At 70.6% G+C, this 24,919-nt stretch carries 21 protein-coding genes; 16 read left to right on the forward strand and 5 right to left on the reverse strand.

The annotated features are described in order from the left end of the window. The first annotated feature begins 18 nt into the window (after positions 1 to 18). Entirely contained in the window at positions 19 to 1,416 is a 1,398-nt protein-coding gene (locus G6N14_RS05885) for a class II 3-deoxy-7-phosphoheptulonate synthase (RefSeq protein ID WP_085128680.1), read from the forward strand. A 19-nt stretch (positions 1,417 to 1,435) separates the two neighbouring features. Here G6N14_RS05885 and G6N14_RS05890 read toward each other — a convergent pair whose 3' ends face one another. Further along, positions 1,436 to 2,617: a protein kinase domain-containing protein gene (locus G6N14_RS05890; RefSeq protein ID WP_407663079.1), complete on the reverse strand. Its 1,182-nt coding sequence runs from the start codon at positions 2,615 to 2,617 to the stop codon at positions 1,436 to 1,438. A 54-nt stretch (positions 2,618 to 2,671) separates the two neighbouring features. Between G6N14_RS05890 and G6N14_RS05895 the strand changes: the two genes are divergently transcribed. Next, a complete protein-coding gene (locus G6N14_RS05895) occupies positions 2,672 to 3,076 on the forward strand; it encodes an Rv2175c family DNA-binding protein (RefSeq protein ID WP_085135682.1) in 405 nt (134 codons plus the stop codon). Between the two features lie 12 nt (positions 3,077 to 3,088). Here G6N14_RS05895 and G6N14_RS05900 read toward each other — a convergent pair whose 3' ends face one another. Both G6N14_RS05900 and idsA2 read right to left on the reverse strand, forming a co-directional pair. Then, positions 3,089 to 4,600, reverse strand: a complete 1,512-nt coding sequence (locus G6N14_RS05900) for an alpha-(1->6)-mannopyranosyltransferase A (protein ID WP_085135681.1) — start codon at positions 4,598 to 4,600, stop codon at positions 3,089 to 3,091. A 16-nt stretch (positions 4,601 to 4,616) separates the two neighbouring features. Next, a complete protein-coding gene (gene idsA2, locus G6N14_RS05905; protein WP_179960872.1) occupies positions 4,617 to 5,666 on the reverse strand; it encodes a bifunctional (2E,6E)-farnesyl/geranyl diphosphate synthase in 1,050 nt (349 codons plus the stop codon). Between the two features lie 218 nt (positions 5,667 to 5,884). Here idsA2 and G6N14_RS05910 point away from each other — a divergent pair, with 218 nt between their 5' ends. Beyond that, positions 5,885 to 6,778, forward strand: a complete 894-nt coding sequence (locus G6N14_RS05910; protein WP_085135679.1) for a mycobacterial-type methylenetetrahydrofolate reductase — start codon at positions 5,885 to 5,887, stop codon at positions 6,776 to 6,778. A gap of 11 nt (positions 6,779 to 6,789) precedes the next feature. Here the strand turns inward: G6N14_RS05910 and G6N14_RS05915 are convergent, their stop codons facing one another. Both G6N14_RS05915 and G6N14_RS05920 read right to left on the reverse strand, forming a co-directional pair. Then, positions 6,790 to 7,446, reverse strand: a complete 657-nt coding sequence (locus G6N14_RS05915; protein WP_163787298.1) for an LppM family (lipo)protein — start codon at positions 7,444 to 7,446, stop codon at positions 6,790 to 6,792. Between the two features lie 129 nt (positions 7,447 to 7,575). Next, entirely contained in the window at positions 7,576 to 8,196 is a 621-nt protein-coding gene (locus G6N14_RS05920; protein ID WP_275986385.1) for a GNAT family N-acetyltransferase, read from the reverse strand. A 232-nt stretch (positions 8,197 to 8,428) separates the two neighbouring features. Between G6N14_RS05920 and G6N14_RS05925 the strand changes: the two genes are divergently transcribed. The 13 genes from G6N14_RS05925 to G6N14_RS05985 all read left to right on the forward strand — a co-directional run bounded on the left by G6N14_RS05925 (position 8,429) and on the right by G6N14_RS05985 (position 24,723). After that, positions 8,429 to 8,830: an SCO2097 family morphological protein gene (locus tag G6N14_RS05925; protein WP_085135676.1), complete on the forward strand. Its 402-nt coding sequence runs from the start codon at positions 8,429 to 8,431 to the stop codon at positions 8,828 to 8,830. Positions 8,831 to 9,142: 312 nt separating this feature from the next. Further along, positions 9,143 to 9,574 (forward strand): division/cell wall cluster transcriptional repressor MraZ, encoded by a 432-nt coding sequence (gene mraZ / locus G6N14_RS05930; RefSeq protein WP_085135675.1) that lies wholly within the window; start codon positions 9,143 to 9,145, stop codon positions 9,572 to 9,574. A gap of 1 nt (position 9,575) precedes the next feature. Continuing rightward, a complete protein-coding gene (gene rsmH / locus G6N14_RS05935; protein ID WP_234808916.1) occupies positions 9,576 to 10,724 on the forward strand; it encodes a 16S rRNA (cytosine(1402)-N(4))-methyltransferase RsmH in 1,149 nt (382 codons plus the stop codon). Then, positions 10,724 to 11,761, forward strand: coding sequence for a cell division protein FtsL (locus G6N14_RS05940; protein WP_085135673.1), 1,038 nt, complete (start codon positions 10,724 to 10,726; stop codon positions 11,759 to 11,761). Before rsmH ends, G6N14_RS05940 begins: the two co-directional genes overlap by 1 nt. After that, complete coding sequence (locus G6N14_RS05945) at positions 11,758 to 13,758, forward strand: peptidoglycan D,D-transpeptidase FtsI family protein (RefSeq protein ID WP_085135672.1); 2,001 nt, start codon at positions 11,758 to 11,760, stop codon at positions 13,756 to 13,758. The genes G6N14_RS05940 and G6N14_RS05945 overlap by 4 nt, the downstream gene beginning before the upstream one ends. A gap of 128 nt (positions 13,759 to 13,886) precedes the next feature. Then, complete coding sequence (locus tag G6N14_RS05950; protein ID WP_109559799.1) at positions 13,887 to 15,434, forward strand: UDP-N-acetylmuramoyl-L-alanyl-D-glutamate--2,6-diaminopimelate ligase; 1,548 nt, start codon at positions 13,887 to 13,889, stop codon at positions 15,432 to 15,434. After that, positions 15,431 to 16,963, forward strand: coding sequence for a UDP-N-acetylmuramoyl-tripeptide--D-alanyl-D-alanine ligase (locus G6N14_RS05955; protein WP_085135670.1), 1,533 nt, complete (start codon positions 15,431 to 15,433; stop codon positions 16,961 to 16,963). The genes G6N14_RS05950 and G6N14_RS05955 overlap by 4 nt, the downstream gene beginning before the upstream one ends. After that, the gene (mraY, locus tag G6N14_RS05960; protein WP_085135669.1) at positions 16,960 to 18,039 is read left to right on the forward strand and encodes a phospho-N-acetylmuramoyl-pentapeptide-transferase; all 1,080 of its coding nucleotides are present in this window, start codon (positions 16,960 to 16,962) and stop codon (positions 18,037 to 18,039) included. Before G6N14_RS05955 ends, mraY begins: the two co-directional genes overlap by 4 nt. A 76-nt stretch (positions 18,040 to 18,115) precedes the next feature. Further along, a complete protein-coding gene (gene murD / locus G6N14_RS05965) occupies positions 18,116 to 19,531 on the forward strand; it encodes a UDP-N-acetylmuramoyl-L-alanine--D-glutamate ligase (RefSeq protein WP_407663159.1) in 1,416 nt (471 codons plus the stop codon). Continuing rightward, a complete protein-coding gene (gene ftsW, locus G6N14_RS05970) occupies positions 19,528 to 21,045 on the forward strand; it encodes a putative lipid II flippase FtsW (protein ID WP_085135668.1) in 1,518 nt (505 codons plus the stop codon). Before murD ends, ftsW begins: the two co-directional genes overlap by 4 nt. Before the next feature lie 3 nt (positions 21,046 to 21,048). Then, on the forward strand, positions 21,049 to 22,206 hold the full coding sequence (murG, locus tag G6N14_RS05975) for an undecaprenyldiphospho-muramoylpentapeptide beta-N-acetylglucosaminyltransferase (RefSeq protein ID WP_085135667.1): 1,158 nt from the start codon (positions 21,049 to 21,051) through the stop codon (positions 22,204 to 22,206). Further along, complete coding sequence (murC, locus tag G6N14_RS05980) at positions 22,196 to 23,674, forward strand: UDP-N-acetylmuramate--L-alanine ligase (RefSeq protein ID WP_085135666.1); 1,479 nt, start codon at positions 22,196 to 22,198, stop codon at positions 23,672 to 23,674. Before murG ends, murC begins: the two co-directional genes overlap by 11 nt. A gap of 14 nt (positions 23,675 to 23,688) precedes the next feature. Further along, a complete protein-coding gene (locus tag G6N14_RS05985; RefSeq protein ID WP_275986389.1) occupies positions 23,689 to 24,723 on the forward strand; it encodes a cell division protein FtsQ/DivIB in 1,035 nt (344 codons plus the stop codon). The last annotated feature ends 196 nt before the right edge of the window (positions 24,724 to 24,919 follow it).

Consider the following 24,919-nt stretch of genomic DNA (forward strand, 5'->3'; position numbering starts at 1 on the left):
CCCGGCTACCATGGTCGGGTGAACTGGACTGTTGACGTACCCATCGACCAGCTGCCGGCGTTGCCGCCGCTGCCCGCGGATCTGCGCGAGCGCCTCGACGCCGCGCTGGCCCGGCCGGCCGTCCAACAACCGAGCTGGCCCGCCGACCAGGCCAAGGCCATGCGCACGGTGTTGGAGAGCGTTCCGCCCATCACGGTGGCCTCCGAGATCGAGCGCCTCAAGGCGTTGCTGGCCCAGGTCGCCCGCGGGGAGGCCTTCCTGCTGCAGGGCGGCGACTGCGCCGAGACCTTCACCGACAACACCGAGCCGCACATCAAGGCGAACATCCGCACCCTGCTGCAGATGGCCGTGGTGCTCACCTACGGGGCCAGCATGCCGGTGGTCAAGGTGGCCCGGATCGCCGGTCAGTACGCCAAGCCGCGGTCGGCCGACATCGACGCGCTGGGCCTGAAGTCCTACCGCGGCGACATGGTCAACGGACTGGCCGCCGATGCCGAGGTACGTGAGCACGACCCGTCTCGGCTGGTGCGGGCCTACGCCAATGCCAGCGCCGCGATGAACCTGGTGCGGGCGCTGACGTCGTCGGGCCTGGCGTCACTGGAGTTGGTGCACGACTGGAACCGCGAGTTCGTCCGCACGTCGCCGGCGGGTGCTCGTTACGAGGCGCTGGCGGGGGAGATCGACCGCGGGCTGAAGTTCATGTCGGCGTGCGGGGTGGCCGACCGGGAGCTGCAGACCGCGGAGATCTACGCCAGCCACGAGGCCCTGGTGCTCGACTACGAGCGGGCCATGCTGCGGATGGGCCCGGGCGGCGCTGACGGCTCCGGTGCCCCCAAGCTCTACGACCTGTCGGCGCACTACCTGTGGATCGGGGAGCGGACTCGTCAGCTCGACGGCGCGCACGTCGGTCTGGCCGAGGTGATCGCCAACCCGATCGGCATCAAGCTGGGGCCGACGACCTCGCCGGAACTGGCGGTGGAGTACGTCGAGCGGCTCGACCCGCACAACGAGCCGGGCCGCCTGACCCTGGTCAGCCGGATGGGCAACAGCAAGGTGCGCGATCTGCTTCCCGGCATCATCGAAAAGGTCCAGGCCACCGGTCACCAGGTGATCTGGCAGTGCGACCCGATGCACGGCAACACCCATGAGGCGTCGACCGGCCACAAGACCCGCCACTTCGACCGGATCGTCGACGAGGTGCAGGGCTTCTTCGAGGTGCATCATGCGCTGGGCACTCACCCGGGCGGCATCCACCTGGAGTTCACCGGGGAAGACGTCACGGAGTGCCTCGGTGGCGCCCAAGACATTTCGGACTCGGATCTGGGCGGTCGCTACGAGACGGCGTGTGACCCGCGGCTCAACACCCAGCAGTCGCTGGAGTTGTCCTTCCTGGTCGCGGAGATGCTGCGGGGCTGAGACGTCGGCAGGCCGCGGTTTACAGCAGCGCGCCGACGTTGTTGCCCAGCGTCCACGCCACCGCCGCGACCACGGCGTCCAGCGCGAACACCACGGCCAGCCAGATCAGCACCATCCGGCGTGCGTGCTGGCGCTCCAGCACGAATCGGCTCAGTTCGACGCCGCCGAATTGCCCTGTCACGAGCTGAGATTGACCGGTTTCCTCCGGCCAGTCCTGCGGACCCCGGGTCATGTGCAGGGTCTGGTGGCGTGGCGGCGCCGGCTGCTGCGGCGTGCGCCCGGGTGCGGCCGCGACGTGCTGGGCGGAGTTGCGGGGGGCGGGCACCCGAAACGCCGGCAGCGCCAGCGCTTCGGTGAGCAGGTCTACCGCGCGAGCCATCTGCAGACCATCGGGGTAGCGGTCCTGCGGCTCCCGGGCGGTGGCCCGGGCGACCAGGTCGTCGAATTCGCCGGGAACGCCGTCGATGGCCGAACTGGGCAGCGGGACATCGTGATCCAGGCGCTGGTAGGCCACCGTCAACGCGGAGTCGCCGGCGAACGGCGTGTGGCCGGTCAACAGCTCATAGGTGAGTACGCCGGCGCTGTAGACGTCGCTGGCGGGGCCGGCGTTTCCGTCCCGCACCTGCTCGGGGGACAGATAGGCCGCGGTACCCAGAATCACGTTGGTGGACGTGATTCCCGCCGCTGCGATGGCGCGCACCAGTCCGAAGTCGACGATCTTCACGTCGCCGTCATCGGAGATCAGGATGTTTTCCGGCTTGACGTCACGGTGCACCAGCCCGGCCTGGTGCGCGATCCCCAGTGCCGAAAGCACCGGGCGCAGTACCGCGGCGACGGCGTGCGGCGGCATCGGGCCGCGTTCATTGAGCAGTTCGCGTAGCGTGCCGCCCTCGACGAGCTCCATCACCAGAAACGGCTGGCCGGGATCGTGAATCGTGCCGAAGCCCTGGTCGTAGACCGCCACCAGCCCCGGATCCTTGAGCCGGGCGACCGCCCGGGCCTCGAGCTGGAACCGGGCCAGGAACTGCTGGTCGCCGGCGTAGCGCAGATCCATCACCTTCACCGCGACCGGGCGGTCGAGGCGTTCGTCCATGCCGCGGTACACCGTGGAGGTGCCGCCGGTGGCGATCCGGGCGCCCACCCGGTACCGCCCGTCGAGCAGGGTGCCCTCCAAGCTGTCGCCGCCCCAGGTGGAAGTCACCTGGCAATGGTATGTGTGCGTCGGCGGCCGGTCCGGCGGTTCTAAACTCGTGTCGTGAGCAGTATTCCGGCCTCAGATGACGTCCTCGATCCCGACGAACCGACTTTCGACCTGCCGACGGTGGCCGAGATGCTCGGGGTGCCCGTCACCAAAGTGCACCAGTACCTGCGTGACAACCATCTGGCCGCGGTGCGGCGAAACGGTGTGCTGCTGGTTCCGCAGGTGTTCTTCACCGCCGACGGCGACGTGATCAAGAGTCTGCCCGGGCTGTTGGCGCTGCTGCACGACGGCGGCTACCAGCGGACCGAGATTCTGCGGTGGCTGTTCACCCCGGATGCGTCGTTGTCGTTGACCCGCGACGGCGTGCGGGAACCGGTGGCCAACGCCCGCCCCATCGATGCGCTGCACGCCCACCAGGCCCGCGAGGTGATGCGGCGGGCCCAGGCCATGGCCTACTGAGCTGCGCCGCCCTCAGGCGGTTTCGGCCGGCGCTTTGGACAGCCGGTACCAGGCGTAGACGGCGCAGCCCGTCGCGCCGATCACGTGCAGCCAGGTGTACATGCCATGGGAGCCGTCGGGTTTGAAGATCACCATGATCCAGGTCGAGGCCGCCGCGATCGCGGCGATGGCGGTCGGGGAACGCACCAGGGTGGCGGCCACCGCCAGCGGCCAGGTGTAGTACCAGGGCAGAGCTGCCGGCACGAACAGCACGACGACCAGCATGGCCCAGGCGATGCCGGCGATCGCGCTGCGATCGTCGCGCCGCGCTCGCCACCACAGCACCGGCAGGACCAGCGCGATCACCACGACCCCGCTGATCCGGGTGATGTGCAAGACCGCGTAGAAGTTGACCGGGGCGACCAGTCCGCCGATGGCGTGGATCAGGTTGGCGGCCGCCGTGGGCACGGTCAGCCAGTTGATGATCTTGACGTTGCCGGCCAGCAGTGCGGTCAGCCAGCCCAAACCGACTCCGGCCAGGGCCGACAGCACGGTGAACACGGCGACAACGCTGACCGTCGAGGCTGCCGCTGCGGTGGCGAATGCCGGGACCGTCGGGTAGCCGCGCTGTTCGCGCAGGCGGCGCATCCAGACCCACACCAGAAATGGCAGGGCGATCGCGGCGGTGGCCTTCACCGCCGCGGCCAGTGCCACCACCGTTATCCCCGCCAGGTGCCGGCGTTCCAGTGTCAGCGCGATGCCCGCCATCACCAGGCCGACCATCAGCATCTCGTTGTGCACCCCACCCATCAGGTGGATGATCACCAGCGGGTTGAGCACGGCCAGATACAGCGCCGCGGGGGCGCTGCCGCCGACCCGGGCGGCCACCCGGGGCGCGGCCCAGATCAGCAGCGCCAGTCCGGGCAGCATGCACAGTCGCAGCACCATGGTGCCGGCCACCACGTTGTTGCCCACCAGCATCGTGACGAGCTTGGCGATCAAGATGAACGCGGGCCCGTAGGGCGCCGTCGTCGCCGCCCAGATCGGGCTGACGTCGTCGAGCAGCGGGTTGGGATTTTCCACCGGCCCGACTTGGTACGGGTCGAATCCATCGCGCAGCAGGGCGCCTTGGGCCAGGTAGGAGTAGGTGTCGCGGCTGAACACCGGCACCGACAGCAGCAGGGGAGCCAGCCAGAAGCCGGTGGTGGCGATCAATGTGTAGGTGCTGACGGCGCCGTCGATCACCCGCCGGCCCAAGCCGAGCCAGGCCGCGAGCATCACCGCGACCCCGGCCCACAACAGCACCGACGACAGCACCAGGCCGTGCCCGAACCGCAGCCACGACAGGTGCAGGGAGTCGAGCAGGGGGTCCTGGATCCGGGTGCTGCCGGCGCCCAGCCCGCCCAGGGTGATCAACAGTGCACCCAGGCATCCGGTCCACGCGGCGCCTGCCTGCTGGCCGGCGGCGAACTGCCGCAGGCCCGCAAGACCGCGCGCGGTGTCGCTGGGCGCGCTGGGGACCGGTGAGGTGGTGGGATTGGGCATCGGTGCTCCGGGATCTTCAGGCGGACCGGTCGGCTACGCGGCGAGCCAGGTCGGTGAGTCCGGCTTTGGCGACCTCGTCGATGGGTGCTGCCGCCAGCGCGGTCAGGGCACGGCGGATCAGCAGGTCGATGCGGTCTTCGACGGCGGCAAGGGCGCCCACCGCCTCGATGGTGTCGCACAGTTCGCGGACCTGCGCCTCGGTCAGTGCGGTGCCGATCGCGCTGCGCAACCGGTTGGCCGCCGCCGGGTCCGACTTGTCGGCCAGGTCCACGGCCTCGGCCAGCAGGACGGTGCGCTTGCCCGAGCGCAGGTCGTCGCCGGAGGGCTTGCCGGTCACCGCCGGATCGCCGAACACCCCCAGCACGTCGTCGCGCAGCTGGAACGCCACGCCCAGGTCGGTGCCGATCTCGCCGAACAGTGCCTGGATATCGGGCCGGTCGGCTGCCGCGGCGGCGCCCAGTTGCAAGGGGCGCACCACCGTGTAGGAGGCGGTCTTGTAGGTGTTGACGCGCATCGCCGAGGCGATCGAGTCCACGCCACTGGACTCGGCGGCGATGTCGAGGTACTGGCCGCCCAGCACCTCGGTGCGGATATCCGACCAGACCCGCCGCACGCGGCGCCGGGCATCGTCGGGCAGATCGGCGTCGGCGACGATGTCGTCGGCCCACACCAGGGCCAGGTCGCCGAGCAGGATGGCCGCCGATATCCCGAACTGGTCGGCCGAGCCGCGCCAGCCGCGGGCGCGATGCAACTCGGCGAACTTGCGGTGCGTGGTCGGATTGCCACGGCGGGTCGCCGAGGCGTCGATCACGTCGTCGTGCACCAGCGCGCAGGCGTGCAGCAGTTCCAGTGCCGAGAACAGCAGCAGTTCGCGGTCGCCGGCGTCGCGGCCGGTGATGGCGCGCCAGCCCCAGTAGGCGAAGGCCGGACGCAGCCGTTTGCCGCCGTCGAGCACGAAGTCCTCGAGGCCGGTGATCAGATCCTGGTAGTCGTCACCGATATAAGCTGTCTCGGTACGCCGCGTGCGCAGGTGGGAGCGCAGCTGTTCGGTCACGGCGCCGGCCAGCGCTGCGGCCGACGGTGTAGTCGTTGCCTTGGATGTCAGCTCGGCGTCCCTTTCTGCGCTGCCCCGGGCGGGAACCCCCAGCCTGGGTCCAGCGTAGAGTGTGCCACCACGCCCGGGGGGGACTCAGGCCGGTGGCGGCCGACGGCGGCCAAGGCCGTCGGGCCGCGCCCTGTGGCACTGTTGACGTCTGCGGACCGTCTTTCATGAGGAGCTACCACGTGACCTTGAACACCGTCGCACTCGAGCTTGTCCCACCGAACGTGGAACGGGGTCCCGAGCAGACGATCGAGGAGGCGCACAAGGTCGTGCGGTTCGCCGCCGAAACCGGCCTGCAGGGCAAGATCCGCCACATCTTGATGCCGGGGATGATCGCCGAGGAGGACGACCGCCCCATCGAGATGAAGCCCAAGCTCGACGTGCTGGACTTCTGGCAGGCGATCCGGCCCGAGCTGCCGGGCATGGCCGGGTTGTGCACCCAGGTCACTTCGTTTTCCGACGAGGCCGGCCTGCGCAGCCGGCTGCATGAGCTCACCACGGCGGGGATCGAGGGCGTGGTGTTCGTGGGCGTGCCCCGCACCATGGCCGACGGCGAGGGCTCGGGCGTGCCGCCGACCGATGCGCTGGCGATGTTCCGCGACGACGTGTCCAACCGCGGCGCGATCCTGATTCCGACCCGGGCCGAGGAGCTCGGCCGGTTCCGTTTCAAGTGCGAACGCGGGGCGACCTTCGCGCTGACTCAGCTGCTGTACTCCGACGCGATCGTGTCGTTCCTCACCGAGTTCGCCAAGCACAGCGATGCCCGGCCGGAGATCCTGCTGTCGTTCGGCTTTGTCCCCACGGTCGAGAACCGGGTCGGTCTGATCAACTGGCTGATTCAAGATCCGGGCAACCCGGCGGTGGCCGCCGAACAGGCGTTCGTCAAGACGCTGGCCGACAGCGAACCCGAACAGCGGCGCAAGCTGATGCTGGACCTGTACAAGCGGGTGATCGACGGTGTCGCGGATCTGGGCTTCCCGTTGAGCATCCATCTGGAGGCGACGTACGGGGTGTCGGCGGCGGCATTCCGGACCTTTGCGCAGATGCTCGACTACTGGTCGCCCGGGCCGAGCTGAGCGGCGCCGCTTCAGACGCCGGCGTCGTCGGGCGAACGGAACCGCGGTGAGCGGTCCCGGCCCTGCCACGCCATCAGCGCGACCAGGCCTGCCGCGGCGAACGTCGACAGGGTCAGCCACAGGGCGGCGTGGGCGAACGAGCGCGTGCTGGGGTCGGTGTAGCGGGCCTGGGCGCTCATGGTGCTCACCACACCCGGCTTGAGTTTCCAACGCACCATGTCGCCGCCGAGGCGGTCGCCGTTGGTGGAGGTCACCTCGCCGGGGAACGCCACGCTCAGCTCGACGTCGGCCTCGGGGTCTTCGAGGGTGGTCAGATCGACGCGGCCCTCCAGGATCACCAGATTGCCGGCGCGACGCAGCGACAGGTCCACCCCGGCGGCGTCGCGGTGCATACCGGCCAGCTGCGGCAGTTCGGCGAAGGTCAGATCGGAGAACACCGCCTGGGAGCCGACGTAGCCGTCCCGGTTGTAGTTGGAGATCGCGACTTTTTGGGGGAACGGCACGTCGGCGCTGAGCTTGGGACCGGTGTCGTTGTCGTTGCGCGGCTTGGCCGCCACGATCAGCTGGCCGGAGACCTGGTCGTCGGGCGAGACGGTGATGCTGGCGCGGATGCGGACGCATCCGGCCAGTGGAACCGTGATCAGCAGCAGCGCCACCAGGGCTGTCAGCCGGCGGTAGGTGCCGAACCGTCGGGCCCGGCCTGGAACGCGGACCCGCCAAAGCGATCGCCGAAGATGCACGAGGTCATCGTGCCAGACCGGGGGACCGGTGCGGTGATGACGCGGCAGGTAGGGCCGCTATAACGGCAGCGGCCGGCCCAGGATGGCGAAGGGCCGGGGATCGCCGGCGAAGTGGTGCCCGCGCATGATGTCGGTGAAGCCCAGCCGGCGGTACAACCGCCAGGCGCGATTGCTCTCACCGCTTGTCTCCGGGGTGGACAGCAGCACGTTGGCCTCGGGTCGTCCGGTCAGCAGGCGCCGCAGCAAGGACTCTCCCAGACCGCCACCCTGGGCCCGCGGCGTCACGTGCAGTTCGGTCAGCTCGAAGTAACTGGTCATCAGGCGGATGATCTCCGACCGGGGCAGGCCGCGGCGCTGCAGACCCAGCACCACCTGCTGCTGCCACCACTGGTCGGGGGCGCCGCAGTAGCCATACGCCACCCCCAGCAGTTCGGCTCCGTGCGACGCCGACGCCGACGCCGACGCCGGCGAGCCGGGGTGTCCGTTCCCGGCGGCTGCGGGGTTGGCTTCGCCCTGGTCGCCGTCGTCGAAGGCCGCCACCGCACGCCATCCCGTGCGGCGAGTGTGGTCGAGCCACATGGCAGCCCGTTGCCCCTCGGTGCCCGGCGGGTAGCCCATCGCGGTGACATAGACGCGCAGTGCCTCGCCGAGGTGATCTGCCATCTCTCGCGGCGACATGTCGACCAGGAAGGTGACCACAGGGCAGGTTCCTTTCCCGTGTCGGCGAGGTTGCGTTCCTATTATCCGGTTTCGTCCTGCGGCGACGGCGGTTGTGGATCGACAACTTCGGACCGGGGCTACAATCGGCTGGTGAAGCCTGTGGTACGGCACAGGCACACCTCGTATCATCAGTGTTATGCCCGCACCAGGCGGGGCAGTGATGTGAGCGGCCGTCGGCAAGGAGGGACGAATGCCACTCTCCGACCATGAGCAGCGCATGCTCGATGAGATCGAGAGCGCTCTCTACGCCGAGGACCCCAAATTCGCGTCCAGTGTTCGCGGCGCCGCCCTGCGTACCCCCACCACCCGTCGGCGGGTGCAGGGCATGGCGCTGTTCGTGACCGGTCTGGTGCTGCTGGTCTCCGGCATCCCGATTTACGCGACCACGGTCAATCCCGGATTCCTGATCCTGAGCGTGCTGGGATTCGTGGTCATGTTCGGCGGGGCGGTGTTCGCCATCACCGGCAACCACGCGGCCCCCGGGTTGGACACCGTCAAGACGGGCGGCACCGCACAGCGGCGGGTCAAGGGCTCCAGCGGCACGTTCGCCAGCCGGATGGAAGATCGTTTCCGTCGCCGGTTCGAACCCTAGGCCGGGCTTTTAGACAAACCGAAGAACTCACAGGGCAGCCGATCGGCTGCCCTTTCTTCGTTGGGTCGCACGCGCCCCTGTCGGCGACTCGGTGGGGCGCGGTGGGGAGCGCACCCCACCATGCCCCACTTTGCCTCCATCCACTGTGAGCTGGCCTTTTCCTGCCTGATTGGGCCTGAATGGGCCGGTATGGGCGGTATGGGGGGCGGCTGGTGGGGCAGAGGGGGGAATCTGCCCCCTCAAATGGTGCATAGTGGGGGAATGTGGGGTATCGTGGGCTGACGAAGACGACGACCGGGCGGGAGGTAGCCGATGTTCCTCGGCACCTACACGCCCAAGCTCGACGACAAGGGGCGGCTGACACTGCCCGCGAAGTTTCGTGATGCGCTGGCAGGAGGGTTGATGGTCACCAAGAGTCAGGACCACAGCCTGGCCGTGTATCCCCGTGCGGAGTTCGAGCAGTTGGCCCGCCGGGCAGCGAAGGCTTCGCGCAGCAACCCGGACGCGCGGGCTTTCCTGCGCAACCTGGCTGCCGCCACCGACGAGCAGCACCCCGACGCCCAGGGCCGGATCACCTTGTCGCCCGACCACCGCCGCTACGCGAACCTTTCCAAGGAGTGCGTGGTCATCGGCTCGGTCGACTACCTGGAGATCTGGGACGCCCGAGCCTGGAGCGACTACCAGCAGTTGCACGAAGAGAACTTCTCCGCGGCCAGCGATGAAGCACTCAGCGACATCATCTGAGGTGCACGCCCGTGCCTCGTGGCCTCTGTCCGAACCGACCCTGACGTACTTCCCCAACGTCAGGTTCGCGCCGTCGGGCAGGGACCTCGAGGCAAGGGCTGCCGACCGCGCATTTCACGGGGCGCAACGGGGAGGTGCTGCTGTGGCCGAGCAGGGCGAATTCGGACACGTGCCGGTTCTGCTGGAGCGCAGCGTGCAGCTGCTGGCGCCGGCCTTGACCAGGCAGTCGGCCGACGGCGACGGCGCCACCCTGGTCGACGCCACGCTGGGAGCCGGCGGGCACACCGAGCGGTTTCTCACCGAGTTCCCCGGCCTGCGCGTCATCGGGCTCGACCGTGACACCACCGCACTGTCCATCGCGGGCGCGCGGCTGGCCAGGTTCTCCGATCGCCTCACCATGGTGCACACCCGCTACGACGGAATCGCCGCCGCGCTGGCCGAATCGGGACTGGCCCCCACCGGATCGGTGGACGCGGTGTTGTTCGACCTCGGGGTGTCCTCGATGCAGCTCGACCGGGCGGAGCGCGGATTCTCCTACGCCCAGGACGCGCCGTTGGACATGCGGATGGACCCGGACGGCGAACTGACCGCCGCCGACATCGTGAACACCTATGACGCCGCGGCGCTCACCGACATTCTGCGCCGCTACGGCGAGGAGCGGTTTGCGGCGCGGATCGCCTCCCACATCGTGCGTCGCCGGGCCCAGACGCCGTTCACCTCGACCGGGCAGCTGACGGAGCTGCTCTACGAGGCGATCCCGGCACCGGCGCGGCGAACCGGCGGGCATCCGGCCAAGCGCACGTTTCAGGCGTTGCGGATCGCGGTCAACGGCGAGTTGGACTCGCTGCGGGCCGCGCTGCCGGCGGCGCTGGACGCGCTGACGGTGGGGGGACGGGTGGCGGTGATGGCCTACCAGTCGTTGGAGGACCGCATCGTCAAACAGCTGTTCGCCGCGGCGACGGCGTCGCGCACGCCGGTCGGTCTGCCGGTCGAATTGCCGGGTGACGAACCGAAATTCATCAGTCTGACCAGAGGTGCCGAGCGGGCTGAGGCCGATGAGGTCGAGCGCAACCCGCGAGCGGGGTCGGTGCGGCTACGTGCCGTCGAGCGCGTGCAGGCCGGGCCGATCGTGGCATCGAGGGGGAAGTGATGGCGACCAAGCGCACCGCGGGGGCACGGCAGGGCGACCGCGGTCCCGGGCCCGAGGGCATGCCCCGCACCGGCTCACGCCGGGGTGGCGACGCTGCGCAGTCCCGGGGCCCGCGCCGGCAGCGCGGGACCGCGCCCGCACCGGGCCGGGAGCCGCGACCGCGCACCGGACCGCAGCGGGCGGCATCGCCTCGCCCCGATGCCCGGGCGGTTCCGCCGAAGAGCACCAAGCAGGCGAAGGCCCGTGCCAAGGCGCGAAAGGCCAAAGCCCCCAAGGTGGTCCGCGTACCGCTGCGGGAACGGCTCATCGCCCGGTTGGCCTCGGTCGACCTGCGGCCACGCACCCTGGCGGCCAAGGTTCCGTTCGTGGTGCTGGTCATCGGTGCGCTGGGCATCGGGCTGGGAATCACGCTGTGGCTCTCGACAGACGCCGCCGAGCGCTCCTACGAGTTGGGCAACATCCGGGAGCGCAACCGGGTGCTGTTGCAGCAGAAGGAAGCACTCGAACGCGACGTCCTCACGGCCGAGTCGGCGCCCGCGCTGGCCGAGGCCGCGCGCGAACTGGGCATGATCCCCAGCCGCGACACCGCGCATCTGGTTCAGGACCCGGTCGGCAACTGGGTGGTCGTCGGCGTGCCGAAGCCTGCTGAGGGGGCACCGCCGCCGCCGCTGAACATCAAGTTGCCCGACGACTCGGCGCCGCCGGCCGAGGTGCCGGTGCGGCTGCCGTTCACCGAGCCCAAGCCGGACAGTCGCCATCTGCGCGGCGGTTTCCCGCCTGCCGCGGTGACACCCGGTGCGCCGCTGACTATTCCGGGCCTGCCCGGCGCGCCCGGTACGCCGGTCCGCGGACCGTTGCCCGGGCCCAGCGCGCAGGAGATTCCGCACCTGCCGACACCGGCCGTCCCGACCGCCGGTGTCCCGCCTGTGCTGCTGCCGTCCGGGACGGCGGTGCCGCCCGAGACGGTGGTCCCGCTGGAGCGGCCGGTCGCGCCGACAGTGGCGCTGCCACCGGTGAGCACCGGAGTCGTGCGATGAGACGGGCCGCGCGGGGGAGCGGCCCGACACGTCGTGACGAAGGTCCGGCCGCGGCCGGCAAGCGAAAAACCCGCCGCGCGGCCACCGCCAAAGCAGGCAAGGCCGCCAAGGCCGGCAAGGAGACGAAAGTGGCTCCGGCGACCGAGCATTCGGCTCGCGAACGCCGGACCCGCCCGGTCGCCGAACTGGGCGTGCGCAGTGCGTCGTTCGTCTTCCGGCACCGCGTCGGCAACGCGGTCATCTTCCTGGTGCTGGCGTTGTCGGCGGCCCAGCTGTTCTCCCTGCAGGTTCCTCGTGCCTCCGGGCTGCGGGCCGAGGCCGCCGGGCAACTCAAGGTCACCGACGTTCAGCAGGCGTTGCGCGGCGACATCATCGACCGCACCGGGGACAAGCTCGCGTTCACCATCGAGGCCCGCGCGTTGTCCTTCCAGCCGGCCAAGATCCGCAAGCAACTCGCCGAAGCCAAGAAGAAGGACCCGTCGGCCCCCGATCCCGAGCTGCGGCTGCAGGAGATCGCCAAAGAGGTCTCCCAGCGACTCGGCAACAAGCCCGACGCCGCCGCGTTGCTCAAGAAGCTGCGCAGCGACGAGACCTTCGTGTACCTGGCTCGGGCCGTCGACCCCGCGGTGGCCGAGGTGATCACCGAGAAATGCCCCGAGGTCGGCAGCGAGCGCCAGGATCTGCGGCAGTATCCGGGCGGTTCGCTGGCGGCCAACATCATCGGCGGCATCGACTGGGACGGCCACGGCCTGCTGGGCCTGGAGGACTCGATGGACGCCGTGCTGGCCGGCACCGACGGGTCGATCACCTACGACCGGGGTTCGGACGGTGTGGTGATCCCGGGCAGTTACCGCAACCGCCATCGGGCGGTCAACGGGTCGACGGTCCAGCTCACCATCGACGACGACATCCAGTTCTACGTCCAGCAGCAGGTGCAGCAGGCCAAGAACCTCTCCGGCGCCCACGACGTCACGGCGGTGGTGCTCGACGCGCACTCCGGTGAGGTGCTGGCCATGGCCGGCGACAACACCTTCGACCCGTCCCAAGACATCGGGCGCCAGGAGGATCGCGAACTCGGCAACCGGGCGGTGTCGTCGCCGTTCGAGCCGGGCTCGGTCAACAAGATCGTCACGGCCGCCTCGGTCCTCGAATACGGGCTCGGTCACCCCGACGAGGTCCTGCAGGTACCCGGCTCGATCAACATCGCCGACGTCACCGTCCGGGATGCCTGGGAACACGGCGTCGTGCCCTACACCATGACCGGAATCTTCGGGAAGTCCTCCAACGTCGGCACTCTGATGCTGGCGCAACGGGTGGGCCCCGAGCGCTGGTTCGACATGGTGGAGAAGTTCGGCCTGGGTCAGCGCACCGGGGTGGCCCTGCCCGGTGAGAGCGCCGGTCTGGTCCCGCCGGTGGACCAATGGTCGGGCAGCTCCTTTGCCAACCTGCCGATCGGCCAGGGTCTGTCGATGACGCTGCTGCAGATGGCCGGGATGTACCAGGCGATCGCCAACGACGGCCTGCGCATCCCGCCACGCATCATCAAGGCCACCATCGGCCCCGACGGCGCGCGCGCCGAAGAGCCGCGGCCCGAGGGCATCCGGGTGGTCTCGGAGCAGACCGCGGCGACGGTGCGCAACATGCTGCGCTCGGTGGTGCAGCGCGATCCCACCGGCGTGCAGCAGGGCACCGGTTGGCAGGCCGCGGTCGACGGCTATCAGATCGCCGGAAAGACCGGTACCGCACAGCAGATCAACCCGGCCTGCGGCTGCTACTACGACGACGTCTACTGGATCACCTTTGCCGGGATAGCCCCGGCGGACAATCCGCGCTACGTCATCGGGCTGATGATGAACAACCCCCACCGTGCCGCGGACGGCTCGCCCGGCACCTCGGCGGCGCCGCTGTTCCACAACATCGCCGGCTGGCTGCTGCAGCGCCACAACGTCCCGCTGTCGCCCGATCCCGGCCCGCCCCTGGTCCTGCAGGCGATGTAGTCCACTGGGCTCTGCAAAAGACAGACCCGAGCGGCCCAAGCCCGATCGCCTGCGCTGCGGACACCGCCCGCCTAGGTAGTCTCAGGGCCGATCCGGACGACCCGGCCGGCAGCACAGGGAGGTGATGGCTGGTGCCTGCTCTGCGCCCCGATGCCGGTGCCGGCTCATCGCTGCGCGCACTCGCCGCCCAGATCGGGGCGGTCGCGGTCACCGGCGACGTGGTGCCGGAGCTGCCGATCACCGGGCTGACCCTGCGCGCCCAGGGCGTCCGGCCCGGCGACCTGTTCGCAGCGCTCCCGGGCGCGAGCACCCACGGTGCGCGGTTTGCGCCCGACGCGCTCGCGCGGGGTGCGGTGGCGGTGCTCTCCGACGGGGCCGGGGCCGCCCTGATCGCCGAGCACGCTGTTGCGTCCGGGGTCCCGGTGTTGGTGCATCCGGCGCCTCGTGCCGTGCTCGGCGAGCTGGCGGCGCAGGTCTACGGGCATCCCTGCGAGCGGGTCACCGTCATCGGCATCACCGGGACATCGGGCAAGACCACCACCACCTATCTGGTGGAAGCCGGACTGCGGGCCGCGGGCCGCATCGCCGGTCTGATCGGCACGGTCGGTGTCCGCATCGACGGCGCCGACCTGCCCAGCGCCCTGACCACCCCCGAGGCGCCCGCGCTGCAGGCCCTGCTGGCCGCGATGGCCCAGCGCGGCGTGGACACCGCCGTCATGGAGGTCTCCAGCCATGCCCTGACGTTGGGCCGGGTCGACGGCACCCGTTTCGCGGTGGGCGCCTTCACCAATCTGTCGCGTGATCATCTGGACTTCCACCCGAGCATGGCGGACTACTTCGAGGCCAAGGCCCGGCTGTTCGACCCGGCGTCGCCCCTGCATGCCGCCCGGTCGGTGGTCTGCGTGGACGACGACGCCGGCGCGGCGATGGCGGCACGCGCGAACGCGCCGGTCACCGTCAGCGCCACGGGCCGTCCGGCGGACTGGAGTGTGGAGCAGGTGCGTTCCGGCGGATCGCGCGGGCGCGAGTTCGTGGCCGTCGATCCCGCCGGGGTGCACCATCGGATCGGCATCGGATTGCCCGGGGACTACAACATCGCCAACACCCTTGTGGCACTGGCTGTTCTCGACGCGGTGGGGGTGTCGCCGGAACAGGCCGCGCCCGGTCTGCGGGCCGCGCGGGTGCCGGGACGCATGGAGCCCATCGACCGGGGCCAGGACTTTTTGGCGCTGGTCGACTACGCGCACAAACCCGGGGCGCTGGCGGCGGTGCTGGCGACGCTGCGCCACGAGCTGCGCGACACCTCCGGACGGCTGGCCGTGGTGTTCGGCGCGGGCGGCGACCGCGACGCCGGCAAACGAGCGCCGATGGGCCGCATCGCCGCAGACACCGCCGATCTGGTGGTCGTCACCGACGACAATCCGCGCGGGGAGGATCCCGGCGAGATCCGGCGCGCGGTTCTGGCCGGGGCCGCGCAGGGCAGCGCCGAGGTGGTCGAGATCGGCGACCGGCGGGCGGCGATCGAGCACGCGGTGGCGTGGGCGCGGCCCGGCGACGTGGTGCTGGTCGCGGGCAAGGGACACGAGACCGGGCAGACCGCCGGCGGGCACACCGCAACGTTCGACGACCGCGTGGAGCTGGCCCAGGCGCTGGAAGCGCGCGAGCAGCACCGATGATCGCGCTGACCGTCGCGCAGGTCGCCGAGATCGTCGGCGGACGGCTGGCCGACATCACCCCCGAGAAGGCCGAGCGCACCATCGTCACCGGCACGGTGGAGTTCGATTCCCGCCGGATCACCCCGGGCGCGCTGTTCCTGGCCCTGCCCGGTGCCCGCTCCGACGGTCACGACCACGCGGCGTCGGCGGTCGAGGCCGGCGCGGTGGCGGTGTTGGCGGCGCGCCCGGTCGGCGTGCCGGCCATCGTGGTCAGTCCCGGAGATGCGGCCTCCGACAGCCGATCCGGTGCCCTCGAACACGACGACCCGGCGGGATCCGGTGCCGCGGTGCTGGCCGCGCTGGCCAAACTGGCCGCCGCGGTCTCGGCCACCCTGGTCGCCGGCGGGCTGAAGATCATCGGCGTGACCGGCTCCTCGGGCAAGACCTCGACCAAGGATCTGATCGCCGCGGTGCTTGCGCCGCTGGGCGAGGTGGTCGCGCCGCCCGGGTCGTTCAACAACGAGCTGGGGCATCCCTGGACGGTGCTGCGGGCCGACGAGAGCACCGACTTCCTGGTGCTGGAGCTCTCGGCGCGTCATCGCGGCAACATCGCGGCGCTCGCGGCGATCGCCCCGCCGCAGATCGCGGTGGTACTCAACGTCGGGACCGCGCACCTGGGTGAGTTCGGTTCGCGCGAAGCGATAGCCCAGACCAAAGCCGAACTGGTCCAAGCTGTTCCAGAGTCCGGTGTGGCGATCCTCAACGTCGACGACTCCGCGGTTGCGGCGATGGCCGACCAGACTGTGGCCCGGGTGGTGCGGGTCAGCCGTTCGGCTCCGGCCGATGTCTGGGCCGGACCGGTGGTGCTCGACGAGCTGGCTCGTCCGCGGTTCACCCTGCACTACGGGCCCCAGGGTGCGAACGGCGTCGCCGTTGCGCTCGGGGTCTCCGGCGATCACCAGGTGAGCAACGCGCTGTGTGCCGCGGCGGTCGCCCGCGAATGCGGCGCCACGCCGCAACAGGTGGCCGACGCCCTGGCCGGGGCCGGACCGGCCTCGCGACACCGGATGCAGGTCAGCACCCGCGCGGACGGCGTGATCGTGATCGACGACTCCTACAACGCCAACCCGGATTCCATGCGGGTGGCGCTGCAGGCGCTGGCCTGGATCGCCCGCACGGAGCCGGCGCCCGGTTCACCCACGCCCGCCGGCAGGCGGCGCAGCTGGGCGGTGCTCGGCGAGATGGCCGAGCTGGGCGAGGACGCGATATCTGAGCATGACCGCATCGGACGGCTCGCGGTGCGCTTAGATGTGTCTCGTCTCATTGTCGTCGGAGTTGGGAGATCGATGGGCGCGATGCTGCACGGCGCGGTCATGGAGGGTTCGTGGGGCGCCGAGGCCACTGCGGTCCCCGACGTCGATGCCGCCCTGGCCCTGTTGCGCGCCGAACTACAGGCCGGAGACGTGGTGCTGGTCAAGGCGTCGAACTCCGCCGGGCTGACTGCGCTGGCGCAGGCACTGGCCGCCGATGACGCAGGAGAGCGCCGATGATCATGATCCTGATCGCGGCCGGTGTCGCGCTGCTGGTCGCGATCCTGCTGACCCCGGTGCTGATCCGGGTGTTCACCAAGCAGGGATTCGGTCAGGAGATCCGCGAGGACGGCCCGGCCAGCCACCACAGTAAGCGCGGGACTCCGTCGATGGGCGGTGTGGCCATCGTGGCGGGGATCTGGGCGGGCTACCTGACCGCCGAACTGGCCGGCCTGGTGTTCTACGGCACCGGGCCGACGGCCTCAGGGCTGCTGGTGCTCGGGCTGGCGACCGCGCTGGGCGGAGTCGGCTTCGTCGACGACATGATCAAGATCCGCCGCTCCCGCAACCTCGGGTTGAATAAGACCGCCAAGACCATCGGGCAGGTCACCGCGGCCACGCTGTTCGGTCTGCTGGTGCTGTGCTTCCGCAACAGCTCCGGGCTGACCCCGGGCAGTCTGCAACTGTCCTATGTCCGCGACATCGCCACGGTCACATTGCCCCCCGCATTGTTCGTGCTGTTCGTCATCGTGATCGTCAGCGCCTGGTCGAACGCGGTCAACTTCACCGACGGCCTGGACGGGCTGGCCGCCGGATCGATGGCGATGGTCAGCGCCGCCTATGTGTTGATCACCGTCATGCAGCACCGCAACGCCTGTGCGATCGCGCCCGGCCTGGGCTGCTACAACGTGCGCGACCCGCTGGACCTGGCGCTGATCGCCGCCGCCACCGCGGGTGCCTGCATCGGCTTCCTGTGGTGGAACGCCGCGCCGGCGAAGATCTTCATGGGCGACACCGGGTCGCTGGCGCTGGGCGGGGTGATCGCCGGCATGTCGATCACCACCCGCACCGAGATCCTGGCGGTGGTGCTCGGCGGGCTGTTCGTCGCCGAGATCACCTCGGTGGTCATCCAGATCGTGGCGTTTCGCAGCACCGGCCGCCGGGTGTTCCGGATGGCCCCGTTCCATCACCACTTTGAGCTGGCCGGCTGGGCCGAGACCACCGTGATCATCCGGTTCTGGCTGCTCACCGCCATTGCCTGCGGCTTGGGCGTCTCCATGTTCTATGGCGAGTGGTTCACCGTCGTAGGTGGCTGAGGTGTCACCCGAACCGGGCCCGGACGGGCTGAGCGTGCTGTCTCCCGGCGCGCGGGTGCTGGTCGCCGGGGCCGGGGTGACCGGCCGGGCAGTCCTGACCGCGTTGGCGCCTTTGGGTCTGGAGCTGACCCTGTGCGACGACAACGTCGCCGCGCTGGGCGACCACCAGGTCAGCGGCTGCAGCCCGGCGGCGGCTGCGGCGCAGATCGGCGACTATGCGCTGGTGGTCACCAGCCCCGGATTCGACCCGGCCACTCCGCTGCTCGCCGCCGCCGTGGCAGCCGGGGTGCCGATCTGGGGGGACGTGGAGCTGGCGTGGCGACTCGACGCCGCCGGCCGTTACGGGCCGCCGCGGCGCTGGCTGGTGGTCACGGGCACCAACGGCAAAACCACCACCACCTCGATGCTGTACGCCATGTTGACTGCCGCGGGCATGCCTGCTCAGTTGTGCGGCAACATCGGCAACCCGGTCCTGGACGTCTTGTCGTCGGCACCCGAGCGCGCGGATGAGGTGCTGGCTGTCGAGCTGTCCAGTTTCCAGCTGCACTGGGCCCCGTCGCTGCGTCCAGAGGCGGGTGTGGTGCTCAACATCGCCGAGGACCACCTGGACTGGCACGGCAGCATGGCCGCCTACACCGCTGCCAAGGCGCGTGCGCTGAGTGGCCGGGTGGCGGTGGCCGGTATGGACGACGCCCGTGCCGCGGCCGTGCTGCAGACGTCGGAGGCGCCGGTCAAGGTGGGCTTTCGGCTCGGCGAACCCGCATCGGGGGAGCTCGGGGTCCGCGACGGCATGCTGGTCGACCGGGCCTTCGCCGCCGGGGACGTGGTGCTGGCGCCGGTGGCGACGCTGCCGGTGTCCGGGCCGGTGGGGATTCTCGATGCGTTGGCGGCGGCGGCGCTGGCGCGCAGTGTCGGCGTGCCGCCGCAGGCGATCGCCGACGCGCTGGCGTCCTTCCAGGTCGGTCGGCATCGCGCCGAACTCGTCGTCGTCGACGGCGGTGTTCGCTACGTCGACGACTCCAAGGCCACCAATCCGCACGCCGCCGAGGCGTCGGTGCTGGCTCACCCCCGGGTGGTCTGGGTCGCCGGTGGGCTGCTCAAGGGCGCCGCGATCGAGCCGACGGTCGCCCGGATCGCCGATCGCCTGGCCGGGGCCATCCTGATCGGCCGGGATCGCGCCGAGGTTGCCAAGGCGTTATCACGACACGCACCGGATGTTCCGGTCGTCCACGTTGTGACAGGCGAGGATGGTGGTATGGCTGATGCTGCTGTGTCTCCAGTTACTCGTGTGGTTCAAGTGGCGGATGGGCTCCAGGAGTCGCTCGGCTCCCGGGTGATGACAGCGGTGGTGGCCGCCGCCCGCGGCTTGGCCCGCCCCGGCGACACGGTGCTGCTGGCACCGGCGGGGGCATCCTTCGACCAGTTCGCCGGCTACGGCGCCCGGGGCGACGCCTTCGCGGCCGCCGCCCGGGCAGCGGCGGGATCGGTGTGATCGGGCTGCTGGCCCGGCTGCGGCGCGGTGCCGGGCCCGCAGACGCAGCTTCGGCAGACGCGGCGACCGAAGACATTGCGCCGGCAGAGCCCCGCACCCGCTTCGGCGCCTGGCTGGGCCGGCCGATGACATCGTTTCACCTGATCGTGGCCGTTGCCGCGCTGCTGACCACCCTCGGGCTGATCATGGTGCTGTCGGCCTCGGGGGTGGAGTCTTACGGCGTCGACGGGTCGGCGTGGCTGATCTTCGGCAAGCAGGTGCTGTGGACGGTGATCGGGCTCTTCGGCTGCTACGTGGCGTTGCGCATGCCGGTCCGCTTCATGCGCCGCATGGCGTTTCCCGGCTTCGCCTTCACCATCGTGCTGCTGGTGCTGGTGCTGATCCCGGGCATCGGGACGCTGTCCAACGGCTCTCGCGGCTGGTTCGTCATCGCCGGCTTCTCGATGCAGCCCTCCGAACTGGCCAAGATCGCCTTCGCCATCTGGGGCGCGCACCTGCTGGCCAGCCGCCGCATGGAGCGCGCGACGCTGCGCGAAATGCTGGTTCCGCTGGTGCCGGCCGCGGTGGTGGCGCTGGTGCTCATCGTCGCCCAGCCCGACCTGGGGCAGACGGTCTCGCTGGGCATCATCCTGCTGGCGCTGCTGTGGTACGCCGGTCTGCCGCTGAAGGTGTTCACCAGCTCGCTGTTGTCCGTGGTGTCCGCCGCCGTGATCCTGGCCCTCTCGGAGGGCTACCGCTCCGACCGGGTGCGGTCCTGGCTCGACCCCGACGCGGACCCGCAGAACGCCGGCTACCAGGCGCGTCAGGCGAAATTCGCCCTGGCCAACGGTGGCATCTTCGGCGACGGCCTGGGCCAGGGCACCGCGAAGTGGAATTACCTGCCCAACGCCCACAACGACTTCATCTTCGCCATCATCGGCGAGGAACTCGGCTTCATCGGCGGGTTCGGGCTGCTGGCGCTGTTCGGGCTGTTCGCCTACACCGGCATGCGGATCGCCAAACGGTCCGCCGATCCCTTCCTGCGGCTGTTGACCGCCGCCACCACCATGTGGGTGATCGGTCAGTCGTTCATCAACGTCGGCTACGTGATCGGCCTGCTGCCCGTCACCGGGATCCAGCTGCCCCTGATTTCCGCGGGCGGAACCTCCACGGCGACAACCCTGTTCATGATCGGAATCATGGCCAATGCAGCGCGCCACGAACCGGAGGCGGTGGCCGCGCTGCGCGCCGGCCAGGACGACCGGATGAACCGGATACTGCGCCTGCCGCTGCCGGAGCCGTACTCGCCGACCCGCATCGAGGCCCTGCGCGACCGGCTGCGGTCACGCCCGGAGCAGCCGGCCCGGCCCCGGGCGGCGGCACGGACGTCGACCCGCCAGCGTCCCGCCCCGCAGGCGCAAGCCCGGGCGGCGAGCCGGGGCACTCGGCGCACAGGGCAAAATGGAGGCGGCCGGCGTCACGCCGGGCCGCGTCCGACCGGCGGACGCGCGCGAGCATTGGAAGGTCAGCGATAGGCGGTGAACGACTCGGTCAGCAAGCCGGACCGCGGCACCCCGTTATCGGTGGTCCTGGCCGGCGGCGGCACCGCTGGCCACGTCGAGCCCGCGATGGCCGTCGCCGACGCGCTGCGCGCCCTGGATGCCGACGTCCGGATCACCGCGCTGGGCACCGCCCGCGGTCTGGAGACCCGGCTGGTGCCCGCCCGCGGCTACGACCTGCAGTTGATCACCCCGGTGCCGTTGCCCCGCAAACTCAACGCCGACCTGGCCCGGCTGCCGCTGCGGGTGCTGCGTGCCGTGCGGGAGACCCGGGCGGTGCTGCGCGCCGTGGAGGCCGATGTGGTGATCGGTTTCGGCGGCTATGTGGCGCTGCCGGCGTACCTGGCCGCCGGCGGCCGGGGCGCCAAGCGGGTGCCGGTGGTGATCCACGAGGCCAACGCCCGCGCCGGCCTGGCCAACCGGGTCGGGGCCCGCGGGGCGCAGCGCGTGCTGTCGGCGGTCGCCGACTGCGGGCTGGCCCACTGCGAGGTGGTCGGGGTTCCGGTGCGCCCGGCGATCACCACCTTGGACCGGGCCGGGTTGCGGGCGGCGGCCCGCGCCGAGTTCGGCTTCGCCGAAGACGCCAAGGTGCTGCTGGTCTTCGGCGGCTCGCAGGGCGCCCGCTCGATCAACCAGGCAGTCGCAGGGGCGGCTAAACATCTTGCTGCTGAGGGTATTTCGGTGTTGCACGCACACGGGCCGAAGAACACCCTGGACCTGCCGGAACCCGCACCGGGCGACCCGCCGTATGTCGCGGTGCCCTATCTGGACCGGATGGACTTGGCTTATGCCGCCGCCGACCTGGCAATCTGCCGTTCCGGGGCGATGACGGTCGCCGAAGTCTCGGCGGTCGGCCTGCCGGCCATCTATGTGCCGCTGCCCATCGGCAACGGCGAACAACGTCTCAACGCCCTCCCGGTGGTCGATGCCGGCGGCGGGATGCTGGTCGACGACGCCGAGCTGACGCCGGAGTTCGTGGCCGACACCGTCGCCGCCCTGCTCACCGACGACGCGCGGCTGGCCGCGATGACCAGCGCCGCGGTTCTCGCCGGGCACCCCGAGGCGGCGCAACGGGTGGCTTCCGTTGCGCTCGAGGTCGCCGCGGCCCGGCGGTCGGGGAGCCGACGTGGGCGCTGAGCAGCTGCCTGCGGAACTGAGCCGCGTGCACATGGTCGGTATCGGAGGAGCCGGCATGTCCGGCATCGCCCGGATCCTGCTGGACCGCGGGGGACTCGTCTCGGGCTCGGATGCCAAGGAGTCCCGCGGACTTCATGCGCTGCGCGCCCGTGGCGCCCAGGTGCGGATCGGTCACGATGCGTCGGCGCTGGATCTGCTGCCCGGCGGGGTGACCGCGGTGGTCACCACCCACGCGGCCATTCCCAAGACCAATCCCGAACTGGTCGAAGCCCGCCGCCGGGGCATTCCGGTGGTGCTGCGACCGGCGGTGCTGGCAAAGCTGATGGCCGGGCGCACCACCCTGATGGTCACCGGCACCCACGGCAAGACGACGACGACGTCGATGCTCGTGGTCGCGTTGCAGCGCTGCGGGCTGGATCCATCGTTCGCGGTGGGCGGCGAATTGGGTTCGGCCGGTTCGGAAGCCGGAACCAACGCCCATCACGGCAGCGGACCGCTGTTCGTCGCCGAGGCCGACGAGAGCGACGGCTCGCTGCTGGAGTACGCGCCCAACGTCGCGGTGGTCACCAACATCGAGGCCGACCACCTGGACTTCTTCGGCAGCGCCCAGGCCTACACCGAAGTCTTCGACGCATTCGTCGAGCGGATCGCCCCGGGCGGGGCGGCGGTGGTGTGCGTCGATGACCCCGGCTCCGCCGAGTTGGCCGATCGCACTGCGGCGCAGGGCATCCGGGTGCTGCGGTACGGCAGTCACGGCACGGGTTCGGTGCCGCTCGACGGCACGTTGCTGCGCTGGGAGCAGCAGGGCACCGGTGCGCTCGCCGAGGTCGCGCTGGCCGGGACCGGGCAGCGCGCGACGATGCGGCTGTCGGTGCCCGGCCGCCACATGGCCCTCAATGCGCTGGGCGCCCTGCTGGCCGCGGTGGAGGTCGGCGCGCCGCTGGACGGGGTGCTCGAGGGCCTGGCCGGGTTCGACGGGGTGCGCCGCCGGTTCGAGCTGGTGGGTTCCGCCGGAACCGTCGGCGCGGTGCGGGTCTTCGACGACTACGCGCACCATCCCACCGAGATCGCCGCGACGCTGACCGCGGTGCGGGCGTTGCTCGACGAGCAGGGTTTTGGGCGCAGCCTGGTGGTGTTCCAACCGCATCTGTACTCACGCACCAAGGAGTTCGCCACCGAGTTCGGCCAGTCGCTGGACGGCGCGGACGAGGTGTTCGTCCTCGATGTCTACGGGGCGCGTGAGACGCCGCTGCCCGGGGTGAGTGGGGCCACCGTCGCCGAACACGTCGGCGTCGACGTGCACTACCTGCCGGACTTCTCGGCGGTGCCCGAGGCGGTCGCGGCGGCGGCCGGTCCCGGTGACGTCATCCTCACCATGGGCGCCGGTGATGTGACCATGCTGGGCCCCGAGATCGTGACCGCGCTGCGGGCGCGGGCCGACCAGACCCCACCCCCGGGTGTGGCGTGAGCGTGCCGCCCGAGATGCCGGCCGTTCCCCCCGACGAGCCGGACTTCGCCGACGAGCAGGGGAACGTGCCGGCCGCCGCGGACCGGGAAGGCGACGAGCCCGCCCAGCAGGCCGCCCAGGACGTTCCTGCCCAGGGCGAGCCCGCCGAGGGCGACCCGGGCCAGGACGACCCCGCCCAGGGTGAGACCGCCCAGGGCGATCAGGAGGCCGGCGGTGCCGAGGAACCCGCCGAGGAGGAGGGCCCGCGGCGCCGGGCCCGGCGGGAGCGCGCGGAGCGCCGTGCCGCTCAGGCGCGCGCCGAGGCGATCGAACAGGCCCGCCGGGAGGCCAAGCGGCGTGCCCGCGCCGGTTCCGCCGAACCCGCCAGGGGCCTTCCCCGCGGCACCATCCGGGGCCTGAAGATGGTGCTGGCGGCCCTGCTGACCGCGGTGCTGGTGGTGGGGCTCGGCCTCATCCTGTATTTCACGCCGCTGATGTCGGTGCGCGAGATCGAGGTCACCGGCATCACCGCGGTGACCCGCGAGGAAGTGCTGGACATGGCCCGCGTGCGCCCCGGTACGCCGCTGCTGCAGGTTGACACCGGCCGGGTGGCCGATCGGGTCGCGACCATCCGGCGGGTGGCAAGCACGCGGGTGCAGCGGCAGTACCCGTCGGTGCTGGGGATCTCGGTGGTCGAACGAGTCCCGGTGGTGTACAAGGACTTTCCGGACGGCCCGCATCTGTTCGACCGGGACGGGGTGGATTTCGCGACGGCGCCCCCACCGACGATGCTGCCGTTTTTCGACGTGGAGAACCCCGGCCCGGCCGATCCGTCGACGCTGGCCGCCTTGCAGGTGATGACCTCGCTGGCGCCCGAGGTGGCCGGCCAGATCAGCCGGGTTGCCGCCCCGTCGGTGGCCTCGATCACGCTGACGCTCGGCGATGGCCGGGTGGTGGTCTGGGGCAATACCGACCGCACCGCGGAGAAGGCACAGAAACTCGCGGCGCTGCTGACCCAGCCCGGGCAGACCTATGACGTGTCGAGCCCGGATCTGCCCACCGTGCGCTAGTTCGGTCAGGGAACATTCATGACCGGCCAGGAAAATTCGCAGGGTGTGTCTCGGCGCGTCGGCACGGATGGGGGTCGCGGCGGCCCTACTGTGGCGATTGCGCGAAACAACTTGACATAACTCTAAGCCTATGGTTGAGGTTGAGGGTTGAGAATGTCGGATCTTGGAGTTTCGCGTTGAGCCCGCCCCAGAGAGG

It is taken from the genome of Mycolicibacter hiberniae, from assembly GCF_010729485.1.
Taxonomy (GTDB): Bacteria; Actinomycetota; Actinomycetes; order Mycobacteriales; family Mycobacteriaceae; genus Mycobacterium; species Mycobacterium hiberniae.

Bases quoted from the DNA above. Each gene is read 5' to 3' on its own strand.
- G6N14_RS05900 (WP_085135681.1), bottom strand. From the start codon at position 4,600: ATGCCCAATCCCACCACCTCACCGGTCCCCAGCGCGCCCAGCGACACC.
- G6N14_RS05920 (WP_275986385.1), bottom strand. From the start codon at position 8,196: ATGTCGCCGCGAGAGATGGCAGATCACCTCGGCGAGGCACTGCGCGTC.
- G6N14_RS05925 (WP_085135676.1), top strand. From the start codon at position 8,429: ATGCCACTCTCCGACCATGAGCAGCGCATGCTCGATGAGATCGAGAGC.
- mraZ (WP_085135675.1), top strand. From the start codon at position 9,143: ATGTTCCTCGGCACCTACACGCCCAAGCTCGACGACAAGGGGCGGCTG.
- G6N14_RS05940 (WP_085135673.1), top strand. From the start codon at position 10,724: ATGGCGACCAAGCGCACCGCGGGGGCACGGCAGGGCGACCGCGGTCCC.
- G6N14_RS05945 (WP_085135672.1), top strand. From the start codon at position 11,758: ATGAGACGGGCCGCGCGGGGGAGCGGCCCGACACGTCGTGACGAAGGT.
- G6N14_RS05955 (WP_085135670.1), top strand. From the start codon at position 15,431: ATGATCGCGCTGACCGTCGCGCAGGTCGCCGAGATCGTCGGCGGACGG.
- mraY (WP_085135669.1), top strand. From the start codon at position 16,960: ATGATCATGATCCTGATCGCGGCCGGTGTCGCGCTGCTGGTCGCGATC.
- G6N14_RS05985 (WP_275986389.1), top strand. From the start codon at position 23,689: ATGCCGGCCGTTCCCCCCGACGAGCCGGACTTCGCCGACGAGCAGGGG.